General features: G+C 37.0%; 20 protein-coding genes. 12 read left to right on the top strand and 8 right to left on the bottom strand.

Annotated features, from left to right (window positions below):
* Positions 1-4 precede the first annotated feature (4 nt).
* From purE to TH67_RS02230, 3 genes are read right to left on the bottom strand one after another with little or no spacing between them, the layout of a single operon-like run.
* Positions 5-499 carry a 5-(carboxyamino)imidazole ribonucleotide mutase gene (purE, locus tag TH67_RS02240; RefSeq protein ID WP_072594174.1) on the bottom strand — a complete coding sequence of 165 codons (495 nt, stop codon included), beginning with the start codon at positions 497-499 and terminating at the stop codon, positions 5-7.
* On the bottom strand, positions 496-1,755 hold the full coding sequence (locus tag TH67_RS02235) for a peptidase U32 family protein (RefSeq protein ID WP_072594173.1): 1,260 nt from the start codon (positions 1,753-1,755) through the stop codon (positions 496-498). The genes purE and TH67_RS02235 overlap by 4 nt, the downstream gene beginning before the upstream one ends.
* Positions 1,755-2,513: a chemotaxis protein gene (locus TH67_RS02230; protein WP_072594172.1), complete on the bottom strand. Its 759-nt coding sequence runs from the start codon at positions 2,511-2,513 to the stop codon at positions 1,755-1,757. Before TH67_RS02230 ends, TH67_RS02235 begins: the two co-directional genes overlap by 1 nt.
* A 135-nt stretch (positions 2,514-2,648) precedes the next feature.
* Here TH67_RS02230 and TH67_RS02225 point away from each other — a divergent pair, with 135 nt between their 5' ends.
* The 3 genes from TH67_RS02225 (at position 2,649) to TH67_RS02215 (ending at position 6,871) form a co-directional block, all read left to right on the top strand.
* Positions 2,649-3,428 (top strand): histidinol-phosphatase, encoded by a 780-nt coding sequence (locus TH67_RS02225; RefSeq protein ID WP_072594171.1) that lies wholly within the window; start codon positions 2,649-2,651, stop codon positions 3,426-3,428.
* Between the two features lie 88 nt (positions 3,429-3,516).
* Entirely contained in the window at positions 3,517-4,947 is a 1,431-nt protein-coding gene (glnA, locus tag TH67_RS02220) for a type I glutamate--ammonia ligase (RefSeq protein ID WP_054196569.1), read from the top strand.
* 286 nt (positions 4,948-5,233) lie between these two features.
* Positions 5,234-6,871 carry a DNA polymerase III subunit gamma/tau gene (locus tag TH67_RS02215; RefSeq protein ID WP_072594170.1) on the top strand — a complete coding sequence of 546 codons (1,638 nt, stop codon included), beginning with the start codon at positions 5,234-5,236 and terminating at the stop codon, positions 6,869-6,871.
* Here TH67_RS02215 and ccoS read toward each other — a convergent pair.
* Both ccoS and TH67_RS02205 read right to left on the bottom strand, forming a co-directional pair.
* A complete protein-coding gene (gene ccoS / locus TH67_RS02210; RefSeq protein ID WP_072594169.1) occupies positions 6,868-7,098 on the bottom strand; it encodes a cbb3-type cytochrome oxidase assembly protein CcoS in 231 nt (76 codons plus the stop codon). The genes TH67_RS02215 and ccoS overlap by 4 nt on opposite strands.
* Positions 7,098-9,479 carry a heavy metal translocating P-type ATPase gene (locus TH67_RS02205; protein ID WP_072594168.1) on the bottom strand — a complete coding sequence of 794 codons (2,382 nt, stop codon included), beginning with the start codon at positions 9,477-9,479 and terminating at the stop codon, positions 7,098-7,100. Before TH67_RS02205 ends, ccoS begins: the two co-directional genes overlap by 1 nt.
* 289 nt (positions 9,480-9,768) lie before the next feature.
* Between TH67_RS02205 and rho the strand changes: the two genes are divergently transcribed.
* Complete coding sequence (gene rho, locus TH67_RS02200; protein WP_021090510.1) at positions 9,769-11,109, top strand: transcription termination factor Rho; 1,341 nt, start codon at positions 9,769-9,771, stop codon at positions 11,107-11,109.
* 130 nt (positions 11,110-11,239) lie between these two features.
* On the opposite strand, the gene TH67_RS02195 is transcribed toward rho, so the two are convergent.
* Positions 11,240-11,452, bottom strand: coding sequence for a transcriptional regulator (locus TH67_RS02195; RefSeq protein WP_072594167.1), 213 nt, complete (start codon positions 11,450-11,452; stop codon positions 11,240-11,242).
* A gap of 160 nt (positions 11,453-11,612) precedes the next feature.
* Here TH67_RS02195 and TH67_RS02190 point away from each other — a divergent pair, with 160 nt between their 5' ends.
* Positions 11,613-12,215, top strand: coding sequence for an outer membrane beta-barrel protein (locus tag TH67_RS02190; protein WP_072594166.1), 603 nt, complete (start codon positions 11,613-11,615; stop codon positions 12,213-12,215).
* Between the two features lie 19 nt (positions 12,216-12,234).
* On the opposite strand, the gene TH67_RS02185 is transcribed toward TH67_RS02190, so the two are convergent.
* Positions 12,235-12,744 carry a GNAT family N-acetyltransferase gene (locus TH67_RS02185; protein ID WP_072594165.1) on the bottom strand — a complete coding sequence of 170 codons (510 nt, stop codon included), beginning with the start codon at positions 12,742-12,744 and terminating at the stop codon, positions 12,235-12,237.
* The gene (gene nusA / locus TH67_RS02180) at positions 12,744-13,847 is read right to left on the bottom strand and encodes a transcription termination factor NusA (protein WP_072594164.1); all 1,104 of its coding nucleotides are present in this window, start codon (positions 13,845-13,847) and stop codon (positions 12,744-12,746) included. Before nusA ends, TH67_RS02185 begins: the two co-directional genes overlap by 1 nt.
* A 172-nt stretch (positions 13,848-14,019) precedes the next feature.
* Between nusA and TH67_RS02175 the strand changes: the two genes are divergently transcribed.
* The 7 genes from TH67_RS02175 to TH67_RS02145 are packed head-to-tail and all read left to right on the top strand — an operon-like array spanning position 14,020 to position 18,871.
* The gene (locus TH67_RS02175; protein ID WP_002941786.1) at positions 14,020-14,262 is read left to right on the top strand and encodes an HP0268 family nuclease; all 243 of its coding nucleotides are present in this window, start codon (positions 14,020-14,022) and stop codon (positions 14,260-14,262) included.
* On the top strand, positions 14,262-15,563 hold the full coding sequence (miaB, locus tag TH67_RS02170) for a tRNA (N6-isopentenyl adenosine(37)-C2)-methylthiotransferase MiaB (protein WP_054196561.1): 1,302 nt from the start codon (positions 14,262-14,264) through the stop codon (positions 15,561-15,563). Before TH67_RS02175 ends, miaB begins: the two co-directional genes overlap by 1 nt.
* Entirely contained in the window at positions 15,544-16,323 is a 780-nt protein-coding gene (locus TH67_RS02165) for a lysophospholipid acyltransferase family protein (RefSeq protein WP_072594163.1), read from the top strand. The genes miaB and TH67_RS02165 overlap by 20 nt, the downstream gene beginning before the upstream one ends.
* Positions 16,313-16,759: a hypothetical protein gene (locus TH67_RS02160; RefSeq protein ID WP_072594407.1), complete on the top strand. Its 447-nt coding sequence runs from the start codon at positions 16,313-16,315 to the stop codon at positions 16,757-16,759. Before TH67_RS02165 ends, TH67_RS02160 begins: the two co-directional genes overlap by 11 nt.
* 60 nt (positions 16,760-16,819) lie before the next feature.
* Positions 16,820-17,824, top strand: a complete 1,005-nt coding sequence (locus TH67_RS02155; protein WP_072594162.1) for a hypothetical protein — start codon at positions 16,820-16,822, stop codon at positions 17,822-17,824.
* Entirely contained in the window at positions 17,821-18,342 is a 522-nt protein-coding gene (locus tag TH67_RS02150; protein WP_072594161.1) for a hypothetical protein, read from the top strand. The genes TH67_RS02155 and TH67_RS02150 overlap by 4 nt, the downstream gene beginning before the upstream one ends.
* Complete coding sequence (locus TH67_RS02145) at positions 18,335-18,871, top strand: hypothetical protein (protein WP_072594160.1); 537 nt, start codon at positions 18,335-18,337, stop codon at positions 18,869-18,871. The genes TH67_RS02150 and TH67_RS02145 overlap by 8 nt, the downstream gene beginning before the upstream one ends.
* Positions 18,872-19,105: the final 234 nt, after the last annotated feature.

Here is a 19,105-nt window from a genome sequence, read left to right as displayed (position 1 = left end):
CTTTTTACAGTATCACTTCAACCTTTGAAGAGTCTTCCTCTAAAGCCTTTATCTTCGCCTCTCTGTCAGCTTTTAGAGCACTTGCTAGACTATCATCTTCAAGGGCTAAAATTTGCACCGCAAGATAGGCCGCATTTATCGCTCCAGCTTTTCCGATAGCTAAGGTTGCCACTGGCATGCCACTTGGCATTTGCACAGTTGAGTAAAGTGCGTCAACACCGCTAAGGGCCGAACCTGCCATTGGTATGCCGATCACTGGTTTTGTTGTATTTGCAGCAATCGCACCAGCTAGGTGAGCCGCCATACCAGCAGCTGCAATAAAGACCTTTGCACCCTTTTTCTCAGCATTTGCGACGTACTCACTAGTTCTTTTTGGACTTCTGTGGGCTGAGCTGATTATCAGTTCATATTTTACGCCAAATTTTTCAAGAGTTTTTGCCACCTCGCTAACGATCTCATAGTCACTTTTACTTCCCATTATAATAGAAATAAATTTCATATTTTCTCCCTTAAAAAGCTAAATTTTGGTAGCTTAACACCAAGGCTTATCTCATTTTCATTGCCGCTATGAATTTCACTCATAATCTTGCCTTTTTTGGTGATGAGCTGCTTAAATTTGATAAATTTCTTGCCCTCTTGTGAATAAACCTTTGAGATTTCATTTTCACTATCTTCTATAACCGATCCAGTAGGAGCCACGATCTCGTAGCTATTGCCTGGAAAAATTTTATATTTACACTTAAAAAATTCTCCATCTTTGCTTATTGCATTTACCTGATGTGTGCCCTCTTCTAGGCTGCTAACATGATTTTGTGTATCTATTCTCTCATAAGGCCTATGCACCAAGTAGCCATCCGTAAAGCCACGATTTTTCAGCGTATTTATTTCGTTTTCATAAATTTGCGCGTCAAATTTATCATCCATGGCATCATCTATCGCCATTTTATAGGCTCTTGCTGTGCAGGCTGCATAATACTCGCTCTTTGTGCGACCTTCTATTTTTAGGCTATCTATTACGCCACTATCAACGATCTCTTGAATGTGAGAGATGAGGCAAAGATCTTTTGAGTTCATAATATGAGTGCCATTTTCATCCTCTTCTAAGCGGAAAAGCACGCCACTCTCTTCGTTTTTAGCGTATAGTTCATACTTAAACCTGCAGTCGTTGGCACAGCTGCCGCGATTTGACATACGCCCGCTTTGCACTGAGCTTACTAAGCACCTACCAGAGTAAGCAAAACACATTGAGCCATGTACAAAAATTTCGATATCAAGAGTTGGAATTTCTTCTTTTATCTTTATGACATCTTTTAAGTTCATCTCGCGTGCTACGACGATACGTTTTGCACCCATATCGTGATAAATTTTTGCATCAAGCACATTCATAACGTTTGCCTGAGTTGAGAGATGTATCTCGATATCAGGAGCGATGGCTTTTGCTAAACTCATAACGCCTGGAGTTGCGATAATAAAAGCATCTGGCTTCATTGCCGAGATAGTCTGCAAGTGCCTTTTTAGTGGCTCGATCTGAGAATTGAAAGGAAAGGCATTTATGGTCGCATAAAATTTCTTTCCCTTTTCGTGTGTGTAGTCTATCGCCTCTTTGAATGTTTCAAGGTTAAATTCCCTTGCCGATCTAGTTCTTAGTGAAAAGCTAGCCACCGAGCCATAAACAGCGTCGGCTCCATACTCAAGGGCTATTTTAAGTTTTGTTAAATTTCCAGCTGGAGATAAAAGCTCAGGCCTTTTTAGCACTATTTTTTACCTAAACTTTCTATCAAGGCTTCGATATCGTCGTTGCTGACAAGATTTTCAGTCGTTGTATCACCAGCGATGTGAACAGCAGAGCTAACACGCTTATCATCATCAATTTTACCTTCAAACAAGGTATTCATATATTTGCTAAGTGCCCTCATAACGTTGATAACACGCTCGATCTTTTGTCTATGGATGTCTTGATACTGCATCATATCCATAGCCATCATGATCTCATCTTGTCCCATTTGTAAATTTCCGATGATATTATCGATCGTGCCAAGAAGTGAGTTATTTTTCTCCAAAGCCTCGCTAAATGCAGAGATATTTGGAAATTTCTCACTTAGCGTCGTAAATAGCTCAATGTTTGAGTTTATCGCGTCTTTTAGGCTGTTTGAGTCGCTCTCAGCATCCATAAAAAAGTTATTTATCGTCTCAAGCTTATCAAACATCTGAGTAGCTTTTTCTTCGCTATCTCTTGTCACATCGTCAAGCTGATGAACCATTTTGTGATCTTCCGTTGGTGGTGGTGGTGGCCAAACGCCATCTGCACTTACTCTATAATTTTCTGCATTCTTTGAATTACTTTCTGATTTTGACTGTGGCTCATCTTTAGTATCGATTGCTTCTGCAACTTCTGTTACCTCGTTCGTATCCTCTTTGACGTCCGCAACCTCTTGGCCAGCATCTTCTTTAGCATTATCTAACTCATCATCTAGCCCACCTGCCATAAGTGCGTCAAGTTCCTCTTGGGTCATAAAAGCTCCTAATAAAATTTGGCTTGATTATATAGGATTTAAATAAAAAGTAAGTTTAAAGGCAATGCTTTTATCTTTAAATTTATAAATTTTTAGATAGCATTTTTAAAAATAAACGACCTTAAAAGGCTAAAAATGACCGTCGATCTTCACAACCACACTCCACTTTGCAAACACGCAGTTGGCGAGCCAAGAGAGTATGTACAAAACGCAATAAAAGCTGGCACAAAATACTTTGGTTTTAGTGATCACGCACCGATGAACTACGATGAAGCTTACAGAATGAGCTTTGATGAAATGCAAGGCTACGAGGAAGAAATTTTACGTTTAAGAGATGAATTTAGCGGTGAGATAGAAATTTTGCTTGGCTATGAGATGGATTTTTTAGATGGATTTATGGATGAGCGAGTTTTTGCTAGAAAGGTTGATTATCTAATAGGCTCCGTGCATTTTTTTAATGGCTGGGCATTTGACAATCCAGATTTTATCGGTGGCTACGAGGGCAAAGACTTGGATCAAATTTGGCAAGAGTATTTTGATCATGTAGAAAGATCGGCTAAGCTTGGCAAATTTGACATTATGGGGCACATCGATCTTTTAAAACTTTTTAAATTTTTACCAAAAAAGGATGTTAGGATTTTGGCTAAAAATGCAGTAAATGCGATAGAAGAAGCAGATTTAGTTGTTGAGATAAATGCCGCTGGCTTTAGAAAACCTATCGGCGAGCAGTATCCAAGCGTAAATTTACTTGAACTAATAGCCGAAAAAGATATAACCATCACCTTTGGCTCAGACGCTCACGCAAAAGAAGATATCGGTAAAAATGGTGAAATTTGCGAGCAAATAGCTAGAGATTTAGGTTATTCAAAATGTGCTATTTTTAAAAATAGAGATAGAGAATTAGTAAAATTTTAGATTGGGTTCAAATAAAATATAAATTTAATCTTAAATATTAGGTTTTATGATAGAATACGAAAAATTTAAAAATTAAAAGGAGAAAAAAGTGGGAAAATTCGTCCAAAATATAGATCATTTTTTTGATTTTTGTAAAGAAAATGAAGTCAAATTTGTAGATTTTAGATTTACTGATTTAGGTGGTGCTTGGCATAGCATTAGCTACAACATAAAAGCTGTTACGAAAGAAAATTTTATAAATGGTATCCCGATGGATGCTAGCTCTATGCATGGCTGGCAACCGATTGACAAGAGCGATATGATAATGAAGCCAGAAGCTACAACTGCATTTTTAGACCCATTTACTTCTGATATTACAGTTGTTGTTTTTTGCGATATTTACGACATTTACAAAGGTCAAATTTATGAAAAATGCCCTCGCTCGATCGCAAAAAGAGCAATGCAGTACGTAAAAGATAGCGGTCTTGGCGATGAGGCGTATTTTGGCCCTGAGAATGAATTTTTTGTCTTTGACAACGTCAAAATCATCGATAGCCCAAACTGCGCGATGTATCAAGTAGATAGCGAGGAAGGCGAGTGGAACGATGCTACTGACTTCAAAGATAGCTACAACACAGGTCATCGCCCACGCAGAAAAGGCGGCTACTTGATGACTCAGCCAATCGACAGCATGGTAGATCTAAGAGCCGAGATGATGCAAGTTTTAGAGCAAGTTGGCCTTGAAGTATTTTTAGGACACCACGAGGTCGCACAAGGTCAAGGCGAGATCGGCGTAAAATTTGGCAACCTAGTCGAAGCTGCTGACAACGTTCAAATTTACAAATACGTCGTTCGCATGGTCGCTCACCTAAACGGCAAGACAGTTACATTTATGCCAAAACCACTTTACGGCGATAACGGTAGCGGCATGCACGTGCATCAATCAGTCTGGAAAGATGGTAAAAATTTATTCTACAAAGAAGGCAACTACGCAAATTTAAGTGATTTCGCAAGATACTACATTGGTGGCGTTTTAAAGCACGCAAGAAGCGTTGCAGCCTTTACTAACCCAAGCACAAACAGCTACAAACGCCTAATCCCAGGCTTTGAAGCGCCATCTATCCTCACCTACTCTAGCCAAAACCGCTCAGCAAGTATCCGCATACCTTATGGTTCAGGCGAAAAGTCAGTTAGGGCCGAGATGAGATTTCCAGATAGCACAGCAAACCCTTATCTAGCCTTCTCAGCGATGCTAATGGCAGGACTTGACGGCGTCAAAAACAAATACGAGCCAGTTGGTCCGATGGATGAAAATTTATTTAAACTTCACCTAGATGAGATCAGAGAGCGTGGCATAGAGCAGCTGCCACACACACTTCGTGGTAGCCTTGAAGCGCTAATTCGCGATAATGAATACTTAAAACCAATAATGACCGATCTTTTCATAGATACCTATCAGCACTTTAAATTTGAAACTCAAGTTTGGCCTTACGAAGCGCGCCCAACCGCTTATGAGTTTAAAACTTGCTTCTCTTGCTAATCTAAAATTTTGCCTTGGCGCACATGCCAAGGCTTTTTATACCAAGCACAATTCATACAAAAATACAAAATATTTAACATAAAATTTTATGTATTTTTATTATAAATTTTAAATCTATACGGCTATAGATCATTATAAAAAGGGATAATTTTTTATATTTTTTTGCAAATACACTAGAAATTTTATGCAAATCTATAAAAATTTTAAAGACAATTAAATATATAAATAATCATAAATTTATGCCTTTTTTTATAAAATCCTTGAACTTTATAAAAAGGATACCGCATTGCAAGCACTAGCTTTAAAATATCGCCCTAAAAATTTTGATGAACTTATCGGTCAAGAAGCAGTTAGTAAAAGTCTTATACACGCACTTGACGAGGGTCGCATAAGCCACGCATATCTATTTTCCGGACTTAGAGGAAGTGGAAAAACTTCAAGTGCCAGAATATTTTCAAAAGCTTTAGTGTGCGAAAAAGGACCTACTTCAAAACCATGTGAAGTATGCCCACAATGCATAATGGCAAATGAGTCAAGACATATGGACATCATCGAAATGGACGCAGCTAGCCACAGAAAGATAGATGACATAAGAGAGCTAATAGAACAAACAAAATATGCTCCAGCAATGGCAAGATATAAAATTTTTATAATCGATGAAGTACACATGCTAACCAAAGAGGCATTTAATGCTCTTTTAAAAACGCTTGAAGAGCCGCCAAGCTATGTAAAATTTATCCTAGCGACGACTGATCCATTAAAACTCCCAACAACGGTACTTTCAAGAACGCAGCATTTCAGATTTAAACAGATAAGCAGATACAGCATCATTAAACATCTTGAGTTTATTTTAAGCAAAGAAGGCATTAGCTACGAAAAAGAGGCGCTTGAAATTTTAGCAAGAAGTGGCGGAGGATCGCTAAGAGATACTTTGACGCTTCTTGATCAAGCTATTATTTACGGGGCAAATAATGTCACGGCAAATGGCGTAGCATCGATGTTAGGACTTCTTGACCCAGAAAAGATCGAAGAGATAATAACTCATGTTTTAAATCATGATAAAAATGCTATCAGAGTGCTTGTAAGCGAACTTGAAAGCTACGATCCAGAGATGATAATAGATGAAATTTTGGCAAATTTAAAGCAAAAATTTATAGAAAACGACTCAAAAATTTCACTACTTGTTTATGAGAGATTTTTTAGGATTTTGGCACAAGCTAAAGGTATGCTAAATGTAAGTAGCGATAATGGCTTTGTGCTAATGCTAATGCTTTTTATGATGATAGAAGCACTAAATTTACAAGATATCGATGACGCTATAAATGAAGTGATCTCAAAAAATAGCGAAAATTCCACTCAAATCACAGAAGTCATCACTCAAAAAAGCCAAGCAGCTCCTGCTAAAATGCAAGGTCCATACGAACTCTTTTTAACAAAAATTTATGATAGAAATTACGATCTTGGTGAGTTTTTTAAAGAATTTGTAGAATTTAGCTTTTTTAATAACAATGAGCTTGGACTGATAGTAAATGCAAAAGATGAAAATCTTGAATATTTTAAGAAAAATTGGAAAATTTTAAATGAGATATTGCGTACGCTTTTTGGACAAAATGCGAAGATAGTAAATGCAAAGAGTGATGAGCAAAAAGCACAAACTAAGACGCCTAAAGCCTCTTTAGAAAATAATGAAAAAAGCGAACTAGACGAGCTTGATGAGGAAATTTCAAGACTAAATGCAAATAACGTTGAAACTAAAAATGAGCCAAAAACCGAGATAAAAAGCGAGCTGCAAAACGAGAAAAATAACTTTGCTTTGATGCTAAATAAAGAGCCAAAAACGCCAGAAGAGCTTCAAAGACAAAGAGAACAAGGGGTTCTAAAAGAGGCAAATAGACTTTTTGGCGAGCCAACGATTGAGGGTTAAATTTTATCTTTATTAGATTCTGCTCTTTTTTTTAGGGCTTCTTTTTTGCGAAGCTCTAACTCATAAGCTTCATTTAGCGCATCTTCATCGTCTAAATTTGCTCCGTCCAAAAATTTTCGGTAGTCCTCAAATTGCTTATTTTTTATCCCCCAAAGCACGCCAAAAAGCAAAAATGCCCCCATCAAAACTGAGATAAAAACTAGCATCGCAAGTGTCGCGCTATCCATTATTTTTCCTTAAATTTTCTAACAATATAAAGCGAGTTTAAGATAACACTTAGCGAGCTAAGCGACATAAAAAGTGCAGCAAATAGCGGAATGACGTAGCCACATACGGCAAATGGCAGAGCAAGAACATTATAAAGAAGACAAAAGAGCAAATTTTGCTTTATCGTTTTGTAAGTAAATTTTGAGATTTTTATGGCCTTTGCTAGACTTTTTAAACTATCATCAAGTAGCACTACATCGCTTCTTTCTAAGCTTATTGCCGCCCCGCTTCCCATACAAATGGCAACATGAGCAAGGCTAAGTGCTGCTGCGTCGTTTATGCCATCTCCTACCATTAGCACCTTTTTGCCCTGCTCTTTTAGTTTGCTTATAAATTTAGCTTTCGTTTCAGGCAACATCTCTGCTCTAAACTCACTCACGCCAAGCTCATCTGCCACATTTTTTACCACTTTTTGCACGTCGCCACTTAAGATACACACTTTCATATTGGCATTCTTTAGCTCGTCTATCAAGGTCTTTGCTTCAGGTTTTATACTATCTTTTAGGTAAAATTTCGCCACTAGCTCACCATTAAGTCCCACAAAAAAGCTCACATTTTCTTCAGCTTCATCAAAACTAATACCATTTTCAACTAAAAATCGTTTGCTTCCTGCATAAAATTTTTTACCTGAAATTTCAGCCTCAACACCCTTTGCCACGCTTAAATTTGTATTTTTAAGCTCTATTTTCCTTGCGCCTTTTTGCTTTAGAAATTTAGCCACTGCCACGCTTATTTGATGATTTGATATAAGAGCTAGCGAATAAATTTCATCTAAGTTTATGCTCTCTTTTATGAAAAAATCACTAACTTCAAATTCCGCCTTTGTGAGCGTGCCAGTCTTATCAAATACCGCTACATCGCACTTTGCAAGGCTTTCAAAAAATTTAGCCTCCTTAAAAAGCACTCTATTTTTAAAAGCCACACCAAGGGCGCAAACGCTACTAACTGGCGTGGCAAGCGCAAGCGCACAAGGGCAAGCGATCACGATGACGCTAACAGCCGTGACAATGGCTTCTGAAAAGCCAAATTTAAAGTACCAAAACCAAAATGTAAAAAATGCTAACGTCAGCACGCTAAGAGAAAATTTAGAAGCGATTTTATTGACTACTAGCTCGATATTTGGCTTTTTTAGCTCTGCAGTTTGGAGCAAATTTATAAGCTGATTTAGATAAGAATTTTTAAAAATTTCCTTTGCTTCATAGATGATTTGTCCATTTTGGCAAATGATGCCACTTTTCACCTCTTGCCCCACTCCCAAGGTCACAGGCAGGCTCTCTCCAGTTAGGCTTGAGCTATCAACGCTTGCCTCGCCACTAAGCACTACTCCATCAAGTAGCGCCCTCTCGCCAGATCTAAGTACGATCTTTTCGCCCAAATTTACATCTCTTGGCTCTTTTAAAACATCCTTGCCATCCTCTAAAATGCATACCTTTGCAAGCAGCATATCATTTAAGAAATTTGAAGTCTCAAGCGCCTTTTTCTTGCCCAATATTTCTAAAAATTTACCGACAAAAACAAAGGTGATGATCATCGCAACCGAGTCAAAATAGCTCTCGCCACTTCTCGTAAACATCGCAAAAATGGAGTAGATATAGGTAATGCTAGCTCCGGTGATAACAAGCAGATCCATATTTGGCGAAGCGTTTTTAATGGCTATCTTTGCCCCTTTGAAAAACTCGCTACCAGTATAAAAAAGCACAGGCGTTGCTAATACAAACTGCGCAAAGCTTAAAATATCTTTTATATCGCCTCTTATGCCACTAAAATACCCACTATACTGAGCAATGGCTAGCCACATAATGTTCATCGTAGCAAAGATACCAACTAGCGCTTTTGTGTAAAAATCTCTTCTTTTCTTAGCTAGCTCGTCCTCTTTTTGACTCGTAGCATATGGCTTTGGGACGTAGCCAACAGCATAAATTTTTTCAATTATTTGCTCTACAAAAAGCTCTTGCTCATCAAAAACAATAACCGCTTTTTGGTTAAGCGAGTTGATATTTACCTCCAAGACGCCAGGCAAGCTAAAAAGCGCCTTTTCAAGTAGCCAGATGCAAGCTGAGCAAGTGATACCATCAATTAAAAATGAAATTTGACTAAAGTTGCCCTCTTTTGTCACAAGCTCGCTAAAATTTGCTGCTAAATTTTTGATATTTGCACCGTTGCTTGCCGGTGTAAGTGTATTTTTACCAAGACGTTCATAAAACTCGCTAAGCCCATTTTCATTTAAAATTTCATAAACGCCTTTGCAACCAACACAGCAAAATTTAAGTCCACTTTCATTTGAGATCATCACGCTTTCATCAAATTTTAATCTACAATGAGCACATCTACTTTGTGGCATTTTTACTTTCTTTTATCTAAAATTTTTACTAATATTATTGCATCACATGCCTATTACACACCATATAAATTTATGGCAGACAAACTACAAAAATAGGCACAAATTTCTTCTTTTATTATCGTTATAAAATGGCGAGATTATAGCAAATCAACCATTTTTGAGCAAAAATTTTATTTTATGCCATTTCTTGACAACAAAGTTTTATTTTTATAAAATGCCAAAACTTTCAAAAACTTCTTTTTGAAACTTAGAAATTCTGCAAAATTATCCCCGCATTTAAAGAGGAAATATGGAAAACAACCAAACCGAGCAAAGTGCTGCTCAAAACACAAAAACTACAAAAAAACATCAAGCATCAAGAACACACATACCAGTAGACGGACACAAGATCGAAGAGCTAAGAACGCTTAGCTTAGATGAGCTAGTACAGATCGCAAATAGCGTTGGTGTCGAAAATCCACGAGAATTTCGCAGGCAGGATTTGATATTTGAGATACTAAAAACCCAGACAAAACAAGGTGGCTTTATACTATTTACTGGAATTTTAGAGATCACAAATGAAGGTTATGGCTTTTTAAGAGCCGTTGATGCAAATTTAAGCGACAGCTCAAACGACGCCTACGTTTCAAACTCTCAAATCCGCAAATTTGCACTTCGCGTGGGCGACATCATCACCGGCCAAGTAAGAGAGCCAAAAGATCAAGAAAAATACTACGCTCTTTTAAAGATCGAGGCAGTGAACTACATGCCCCTAGCAGACGCTAAAGAGAGGCCACTCTTTGACAACCTAACACCACTTTTCCCAACTGAAAAGCTAAATTTAGAGTATGATCCAATGAAGCTAACGGGCCGTGTGCTTGATCTTTTTACGCCTATTGGTAAAGGTCAGCGTGGTCTAATCGTCGCACCTCCAAGAAGCGGTAAAACTGAGCTTATGAAAGAGCTAGCTCACGGCATCGCCAAAAATCATCCAGAAGCCCAGCTAATGGTGCTTCTAGTCGATGAGAGACCAGAAGAAGTTACCGATATGCAGCGCTGCGTAAAAGGTGAGGTATTTAGCTCGACATTTGACCTGCCAGCACTTAATCACGTCCGCGTAGCAGAGCTAGTCATCGAAAAGGCAAAACGTCTAGTTGAGATGGGCAAAGACGTCATTATATTGCTTGATAGCATAACCCGTCTAGCACGTGCCTACAACACAGTGACCCCACCAAGTGGCAAGGTGCTAACAGGCGGCGTGGACGCAAACGCGCTTCACAAACCAAAACGCTTTTTTGGTGCAGCTAGAAACATCGAACACGGCGGCTCACTAACCATCATCGCAACCGCACTAATAGACACTGGCTCACGCATGGATGAAGTGATATTTGAAGAGTTTAAAGGCACTGGAAACAGCGAGATCGTGCTTGATCGCAACATCTCAGACCGCAGAATTTACCCAGCTATCAATGTACTAAAATCAGGCACAAGAAAAGAAGAGCTACTTCAAAAACCTGACGAGCTTCAAAAAATTTGGGCTATCCGCTCTGCGATCGCTACAATGGACGATGTCGAAGCGCTTAAATTCTTATACGCAAAAATGCTAAAAACAAAAGATAATAAAGAGCTTCTCTCTATCTTAAACGAGTAAATTTAACTGAGCTTGAAGCGCTTGCTTTGAGCTCAAATTTCTTCACTTAAAATATCTAGCTAAAAATATCTTAGAAATTTTGAATTTTCTAACTATTGCTATTATAAAAGAGATTACGATTTTTAAACGATTATTTACTAAATTTTTCTATGTCTTGATTGATTAAATTTTCATATTCGCAAAGCTCGTTGCAAGTCTTTTTACTCTGATCGATAAGCTCATCAAATTTAAATCCAAGCATCACAATACGATAAAGGTTTGGCTTGTGTTTTCGCCAGTTGTAAAGCGTTGCGACATCAACATCTAAATGATAAGCCATATCACGTTTTGTCATCTTAGCCACTTTACACTCCTTTTTTTCGAGTAATTTTATAAATTTTATTCTGATAAGAAAACAATTGAATTATTTTATGTTTTTTATATATTTAATTGAATATTTAAACTTTATTTAATCCAATAAAATTTAGAATACCAGTCAAACATTTTTTAAATAAGAAGTAAAAATGAAAAATGTAGTCTTAAAAGTTGCTTTAGGTTTAAGCCTAGCTAGTGCCGCTGCTTTAGCGCAAGGAGCCTTTGTAGGAGTTGAGGGAGACTACTCTTTTGGATCAAAGCTTACTGTAAAAGGCGATGATGGCTCAAAGATCAAATTTAAAAAAGCTCAACCAGGTCTTGGTATAAAAGCTGGTTATGACTTTGATGTGGCTAGAGTTTATGGTGCTTACATTTATGATTTTAAAGTTAAGAAAACAGCAAATGACGAAGATAAAAGCGTAGCTGAGTGGAAAACTCATAAATTTATAGTTGGAGCTGACTACACTCCAAGCGTAGCAAAAGATCTTAAACTAGTTCTTGGTGGCTATACTGGTTTTTCAAAGCTTAAACTAAGAGGTGGCGATGCTGAAAATCCGATGGAAAGTGCTAGCACGAACGGCTGGATACTAGGTGCAAGAGTTGGTGCAGAATACTCTATCAATGAAAACAATGCAGTTGAATTTGGCATAAAAGCTAATAGAACTGACTACGGCAAGATCAGTAAATTTGATATGATTGATGCCAAAGAGACAAACCTCGGTCTTTATATGGGATATACATATAAATTTTAATCACTCACAAGCTCAAATTTTAAAGCAAATTTGAGCTTTTACTAGAAACTATTAAATTTACCAGCTTTTCTAAATTTTCGCCGTCTAAGCGGTATGTTCTCCACTCAAGAGATTGATTTTTAGCGCCCATGCTTTCATAAAATTTGATACTTGGCTCATTCCAGTTTAGGCAGCACCACTCAAGCCTTTTTAAATTTTCATCCTTGCAAATTTGAGCTAGAAATTTAAAAAATGCCTTGCCGATACCTTGATTTCTAAACTCTTTTTTGACGTAGATGTCCTCAAGATAGATCCCGCCAAGCCCCAAAAATGTAGAAAATGTGTAAAAATAGATAGCATAGCCAATAGCCCTGCCCTCACTCTCACAAACAAGGGCTTTTGCGTGATTTTTATTAAAAATGGAGTCTGCAAAAATTTCATTTGTAAAAGTTACTTGATCACTCATCTTTTCATAGCTCGCAAGCTCTCTTACAAGCTCGCAGATCACGTCTATATCGCCCTCAGTCGCTTTTCTTATTTGAAATTTCATTAGTTATCACCAAAGAGTGCTTTTAGATCCTTGACCATTTCGCCATTTTCACCACTGCTGCTAGTTTTTGAGCCAAGCTCGTTTAGCTCGATCTCATAGCCAGTTAGCATGCTTGCAAGGCGGATATTTATGCCATTTTTGCCGATCGCCTTGCTCTTTTGCTCGCTCGCAAGTGTCACGATCGCCTTGTTTTCTTCGATTTTTACAGATGTGATGATGGCAGGTGCCATAGCGCGAGCTACCAAGATCGCTGGCTCGGTGGTGTATTCGATCGCATCGATGCTCTCACCATGAAGCTCTTTGCTTACGGCATTTATCCTAACGCCCTTTGTGCCGACAGTTGCGCCGACTGGATCGATGTTTGGAGTGGTTGAGATGAGTGCTACTTTAGCCCTTTCTCCAGGGATCCTCGCACTTCCTTGGATGATGATGCCGCCATCTTTTATCTCAGGCACCTCTGAAGTTAGCAGCGCTTCAAGAAATTTAGGCGAAGTCCTTGAAAGCTCGACCTTTATGCCTAAATTTTTATCTGTAAAAACTTTTCTAATGACAGCTTTTACCACGTCGCCTACTTTAAATTTTTCGCCTTTTATGCGGTTTTTACGTGGCAAGATGGCGCGAAGCTCGTCTATCTCGATAAAAGTGTTTTCGTCGTTATCAACCCTTACAACTGGACCAAAAACCATGTGACCGCTCATCTCATTATATTTTTGTAAAATTTTCTCTTCTACTAGGCGCTGGATGTGATACTCAAGCTCCTTGTGAAGCGTTTGAGCGGCGGTTCTGCCAAGGTTATCAAGGCTTAGTTCGTAAGTGAGCTCATCACCGATCTCTACGCCACTATCTATCTTTTTAGCCTCTTTTAAGCTTAAAAAGTGTTCATTGTCTTCAGCAAGCCTCTCATCGTCGTTTGCTACGATTGAAATTTTTTGATAAAGCTTTAAATTTTTATTAGCATCGATGCTCACGTCATACTCATAATTTTCTCCATAAACCCTTTTTGAAGTGTTTATTAAGGCTCTTATGACACGCTCTTTTACATCTTCTATCTCTAAATTTTTCTCATTTGCAATTGACTCGATGATATCTGATATTCTTTCCATTTTTTCTCCATTGTGACGATAAATTTCGGGGATTTTTCGTGAAGTTTTGAAATTATACATAAGCCATACTTTTAATAACTTTAAGCTTGTTATTAACTTTTATTTAATCCTTTTTTTATGATGATTTGGGTATATTGACCGATTAAAATTTAAGATTTTGAAAGGATTAAAAATGGAGCTAAAACTTGCAAGAGCCGAATTAGACGCAAAACCAAAAACGATTTCACTAGAAAAGATAGAGGCAGCTGTCGAAAAAGAGGGTCAGAAAATTTTCTATTTTGATAAAGAAAACACACACAAACAACTAATCGCCTTAGTCGAGCACTTTGAAGAAAAAGGGCTAAGCGTTTATCACAGAACCGTAAAATACGGGCTAGATGATAGCGATTATATGTATGAAGTGCATATACTTTAATGAGTAAAAAACTCTTTATCCAAACTCTAGGTTGTGCTATGAATGTTCGTGACAGCGAGCATATCATAGCCGAGCTCTCACAAAAAGAAGACTACTCCTTAACACAAAACATCGAAGAAGCTGATTTAATCCTTATAAATACCTGCTCGGTTCGTGAAAAGCCAGTTCATAAGCTCTTTAGCGAGGTTGGAGCCTTTGAAAAAGCCAAAAAAAGAGGCGCAAAAATAGGCGTTTGCGGCTGCACTGCAAGCCATTTGGGTAGTGAAATTTTTAAGCGCGCACCTTATGTTGACTTTGTCCTTGGCGCAAGAAATGTTAGTAAGATCACAAAGGCGGTAAATACGCCTAAATTTATCTCAACCGACATCAACCACGACGAGAGCGAATACGCATTTGGTGAATTTAGAGGCTCGCCATATAAAAGCCACATCAACATCTCGATCGGCTGTGATAAAAAATGCACCTACTGCATCGTCCCACACACCAGAGGCGATGAAATTTCTATCCCTTCAAGCCTTATCTTAAAAGAGGTAGAAAAGGCAGCAAAAAGCGGTGCAAAAGAGATATTTTTACTAGGACAAAATGTCAATAACTACGGCAAAAGATTTTCTGGTGTGCAAGAAAATATCGATTTTAGCGACTTGCTAGTAAAGATAAGCGAGATAGAGGGCGTTGAGAGGATAAGATTTACCAGTCCACACCCACTTCACATGGATGATAAATTTCTTGAAATTTTCACTAATAATCCAAAAATTTGTAAATCAATGCACATGCCGCTTCAAAGCGGAAACACCAAAGTTTTACGCGAAATGAAGCGCGGATACACGAAAGAGTGGTTTTTAGACCGTGCGCTAAGACTTAGAAAGATGTGTCCAGATGTGAGCATCTCAACTGATATCATCGTCGCATTTCCAGGCGAGAGTGATAGCGAGTTTGAAGATACAATGGATGTGCTTGAACAAGTTAGATTTGAGCAAATTTTTAGTTTTAAGTATTCGCCTCGTCCGCTTACAAAGGCAGCTACTTTCACAAATCAAATAGATGATAAAACCGCTTCAGCAAGGCTAACGCGCCTACAAAATCGCCATAATGAAATTTTAGACGAGATCGTGGCAGCACAAAAAGATAAAATTTTTGATGTATATTTTGAAGAGCTAAGAGCAAACGGCGGCGTTGCTGGGCGAAGCTTTAATAACTTTTTAGTTCAAGTTGATGGAAGCGAAGAGCTTCTTGGCACTACACAAAAAATCAAGATCACAAACCCAAAACGAATGGTTTTGTATGGCGAGCTGCAAATTTAAAAACACGTTTGAAAAGCTCGCCCTAAGCGTTGGCGTCTTTTTCATCTATATTTTGATGTGGCTCATTTTTCTAACCTGCAAAAAGAGCTACACTTCAAATTTCTTGCCGCAAAATGGTTGCGTCGTCGTCTTTTGGCATGGCAGACTTAGCTTTATGAGCTTTGCTTACAGACGCTGGTGGAGCAGCCAAAACAGAAAACAGGGCAAGGTGATAATCAGCGATCACAAAGATGGTGAGCTCATCACTAGAATAATTAATTTTTTTGGCATCGGCACCATTAGAGGCAGCAGCTCAAAAGGCGGTGCAAGGGCACTTATAGAAGCTCTAAGAGAGATAAAGCAAGGTCACGACGTCATCATCACGCCAGATGGTCCAAGAGGGCCAAGACATAGCGTAGCAGACGGAGCAGTAGTGATCGCACAAAAGTCATCTTGTGAAATTTATGCTCTAAATTTTGAAGCAAGCTCGTTTTGGGAGTTTAAAAGCTGGGATAAGATGATACTTCCTAAGCCATTTTCAACTATAAATTTTAGCCTCTCAGCCCCATTTAGCGTGGCAAATTTAGAGCAAAAAGAGGCAAAAGAAAAGATACAAAATGAGCTTTGGCAAGCCTCACAAAATGATGGAGGCAAGAGCATTTTGCAAAACAAAGAGGATTTTAGATCAAATTTAAAAATTTGGTGGAAAAAGTATGCGCATAAAAATCCGCAAATAAGAGACGAGATAAAAGAAATTTTGGATGAAATTTATGAAAAATAAACTATCTATTTTTATAGCCATCTTTCTAATTGTTTTATTCGGACTATTTTTTTATAGCGACAGCTCCTACAAACTCACCCTTGAAGCAAAATTTTTATACGAAAACAAAGAATACGAAAAGGCCTTAAATTTAAGCCAAAAAGCACTTGATATAGATATTTATAACAAAATGGCAAATACTATACTAAACCAAAGCAAGGCTGCTATCAAATTTAGCTTATACATAAAAAATGGCAAAGAGTATCTTGAGCGTATCAAAAAAATGAGCCAAAGTAGCGTCAGCAAAGCTGATAGTGAACGCATTAAGATGATGTATGATGTGATGATAGAGGATTTTGACGACCTTAAAAACTCGGCCCTACTTGATAGTGAGCTAAAAAATGAAGCTTTAAATACAAAAGAGATTTTCGTTAAACTTAAAAACGAGCTGTTTTAAACTTATTTAATCCCTTTTTAGCTACCATAACGAAAATTATGCACTAAATTTAGGAGATTTATGTCTTTTAGCGTCAAAAAGCTTTTTTCTAACCTTTTTTTAAGCGTCGTGTTGGAGGGCAATGAGTGCATATTCTTCGGTCAGGTCTTTAGAAATGGCAAACTTTTAAAAACCATAAACGCTAAATTTACAGATATAAATATCGATAATATCGATGAAAAAATCATAAAATACATAGAAGAACAAGAAAAAACATATTTTGGTGTATATGTCTCAGTTTTTTTTAACGACGACTCGCAAGGCGCGCTTCCTAGTGTTAGCTTCGATGAATACAAAAAATTTAATATAAATACTAAAAACCTTACAAGCCTTATCATGCAAGATAGCTGGAGTATTTATGCAAATTTAAATGCTATAAAAAAATATAAAAATTTATTTGGACAAGATAGCGTGGATCTCATCTACTCACCTATTGCCCTACTCTTTCACGAGCTCTTAAAACGCGGAATTTCTCCAAAAACTACACTTTATCTTTATATCCATGCACATTCGTTTACGCTTGCGATATTTAAAGATAAACAAATGAAATTATCCACTTTTTTAAATATATCTGGTATTGAGGAAGCTAATCAGGAAGCTGAAAGCCTAAAAGAAGAAGATATAACAGATATTGATAACTTAATAATTAAAGAAGAAAATGACGCAACATCACTTGATGATTTTAAAAGTTTAGACGATTTTTTAAGTGATGATAAGCCAAAAGAATTTGAAGATCTAAACTATGAACTAAATATGCCAGTTTCTACAAATGTAGAAAAGTCGGTTGCTATTTTTGGGTATGACATGAAGATGTTTGATTACATCGTAAAGGCTGTAAAAGAATTTTATGAAAATCCTCTCTACGGCGGTGATTTTATTGAACAAATAATTGTTTTTGAAAACACAAAAACAAGTGCAACCTTTTTACAATATCTGCAATCTGAGCTTTTAGTGGAGACTTCGGTGTATCCAGTGAATACAAATCATATTATGAATGAAATCATGCAAGAAGAGATAATATTATGAGATTTAGCTTTATTGCTCCGGAACCAAGACCACTTATATCTATCTTTAGCAAAATTTGGCTAAGCCTTATAAGTTTTGTGTTTGTAGCTCTTTTGGCAACAAATTTCTTTATACTTTACAAAAATTATTCAATTGAAAAAAATATAAATTTTTTATCAAATGAGCAAAAAGAACTTAGTCAAAAAATAGTCACAACAGATGAAATTTCATCTAAACTAGCTGTACAAATAGAATCTGCAAATGATATTTTCACTTCAAATTCTATTCTCAAACAAAGTTTGCACAATCTTTTTGATCTAGTGCCTGACAGTATAACGCTTGAAGAGGTTTTTATGGATAAAAGCTCGCTCATCATTCGCGGTATAACGCCGACAAAAGATGTATTTAATCAGCTTCTAGCTTCACCTTTAAGATCTATTTTTACGACTTCAAATACCAGCTTTTATCAAAGCAAAAACGGCTGGTATGGCTTTATAAGCACAAATAAAATTGATAATTCTGAGGGATATAATGAGTAAAAAAGATACGAGCTTAGAAAAAATAGATCCCGTCAAGCTTTTACTTTTTATATTTGCTTTTATTGTAGTTTGCTTCATTATGATATTTGGTTTTATCGTGCCAAATATAAAAGAATTTAAAAGCCTAACTAGACAAAATTATTCACAGACCTCATCTTATACAAAAGTAAAAAATGAATTTGAAGCTAAATTTAAAGTCCTTGAAGCAACCAAACAAAAAGATGGAGCTATCATTTCAGCTTTTGAGACTAAATTTGATAAAGATAAATTTATAGATTTTGCCTCCAAATTTTTTAGTGAAGTAAGCCTTAGTAAAATAGAAGAAAGTGATAATAACGCTAGTGAGAAATTTTTCAGATTTCGCCTAAATGTAACTAGCTCTCTAAGGACACCACAAAAATTTTATGACTTTTTAGATGCGCTTAGCAGCTATGATAGTATCGTAAAGACCGAATTTCCTATCGTCATGAAAGGCGAAAAGGATAAAATCCATACTACTTTTAATATAAAAGTCTTTGGGTTGAAGTGAAATTTTAGATTTTATTTAAAAAAGCTACAAATAGATAACATTTCTCTCAAGTTCTTAGTTATAGAAATTATATTTTTATAGACATAAATTTATGTATTTCATCGGTATTGATATAAGCTCAACATCTACAAAAGTAGCGATACTAGATGATCAAGATAATTTTTGTAATCTATTTTGTTATCAAGTAGTTTTAGTGCCATAAAAATAGTACGCGATATAAAAGAAATTTTAGAA

It is taken from the genome of Campylobacter concisus, from assembly GCF_001891085.1.
Classification (GTDB): Bacteria; Campylobacterota; Campylobacteria; order Campylobacterales; family Campylobacteraceae; genus Campylobacter_A; species Campylobacter_A concisus_O.
This window is presented reverse-complemented; position numbering and strand designations above follow the sequence as displayed.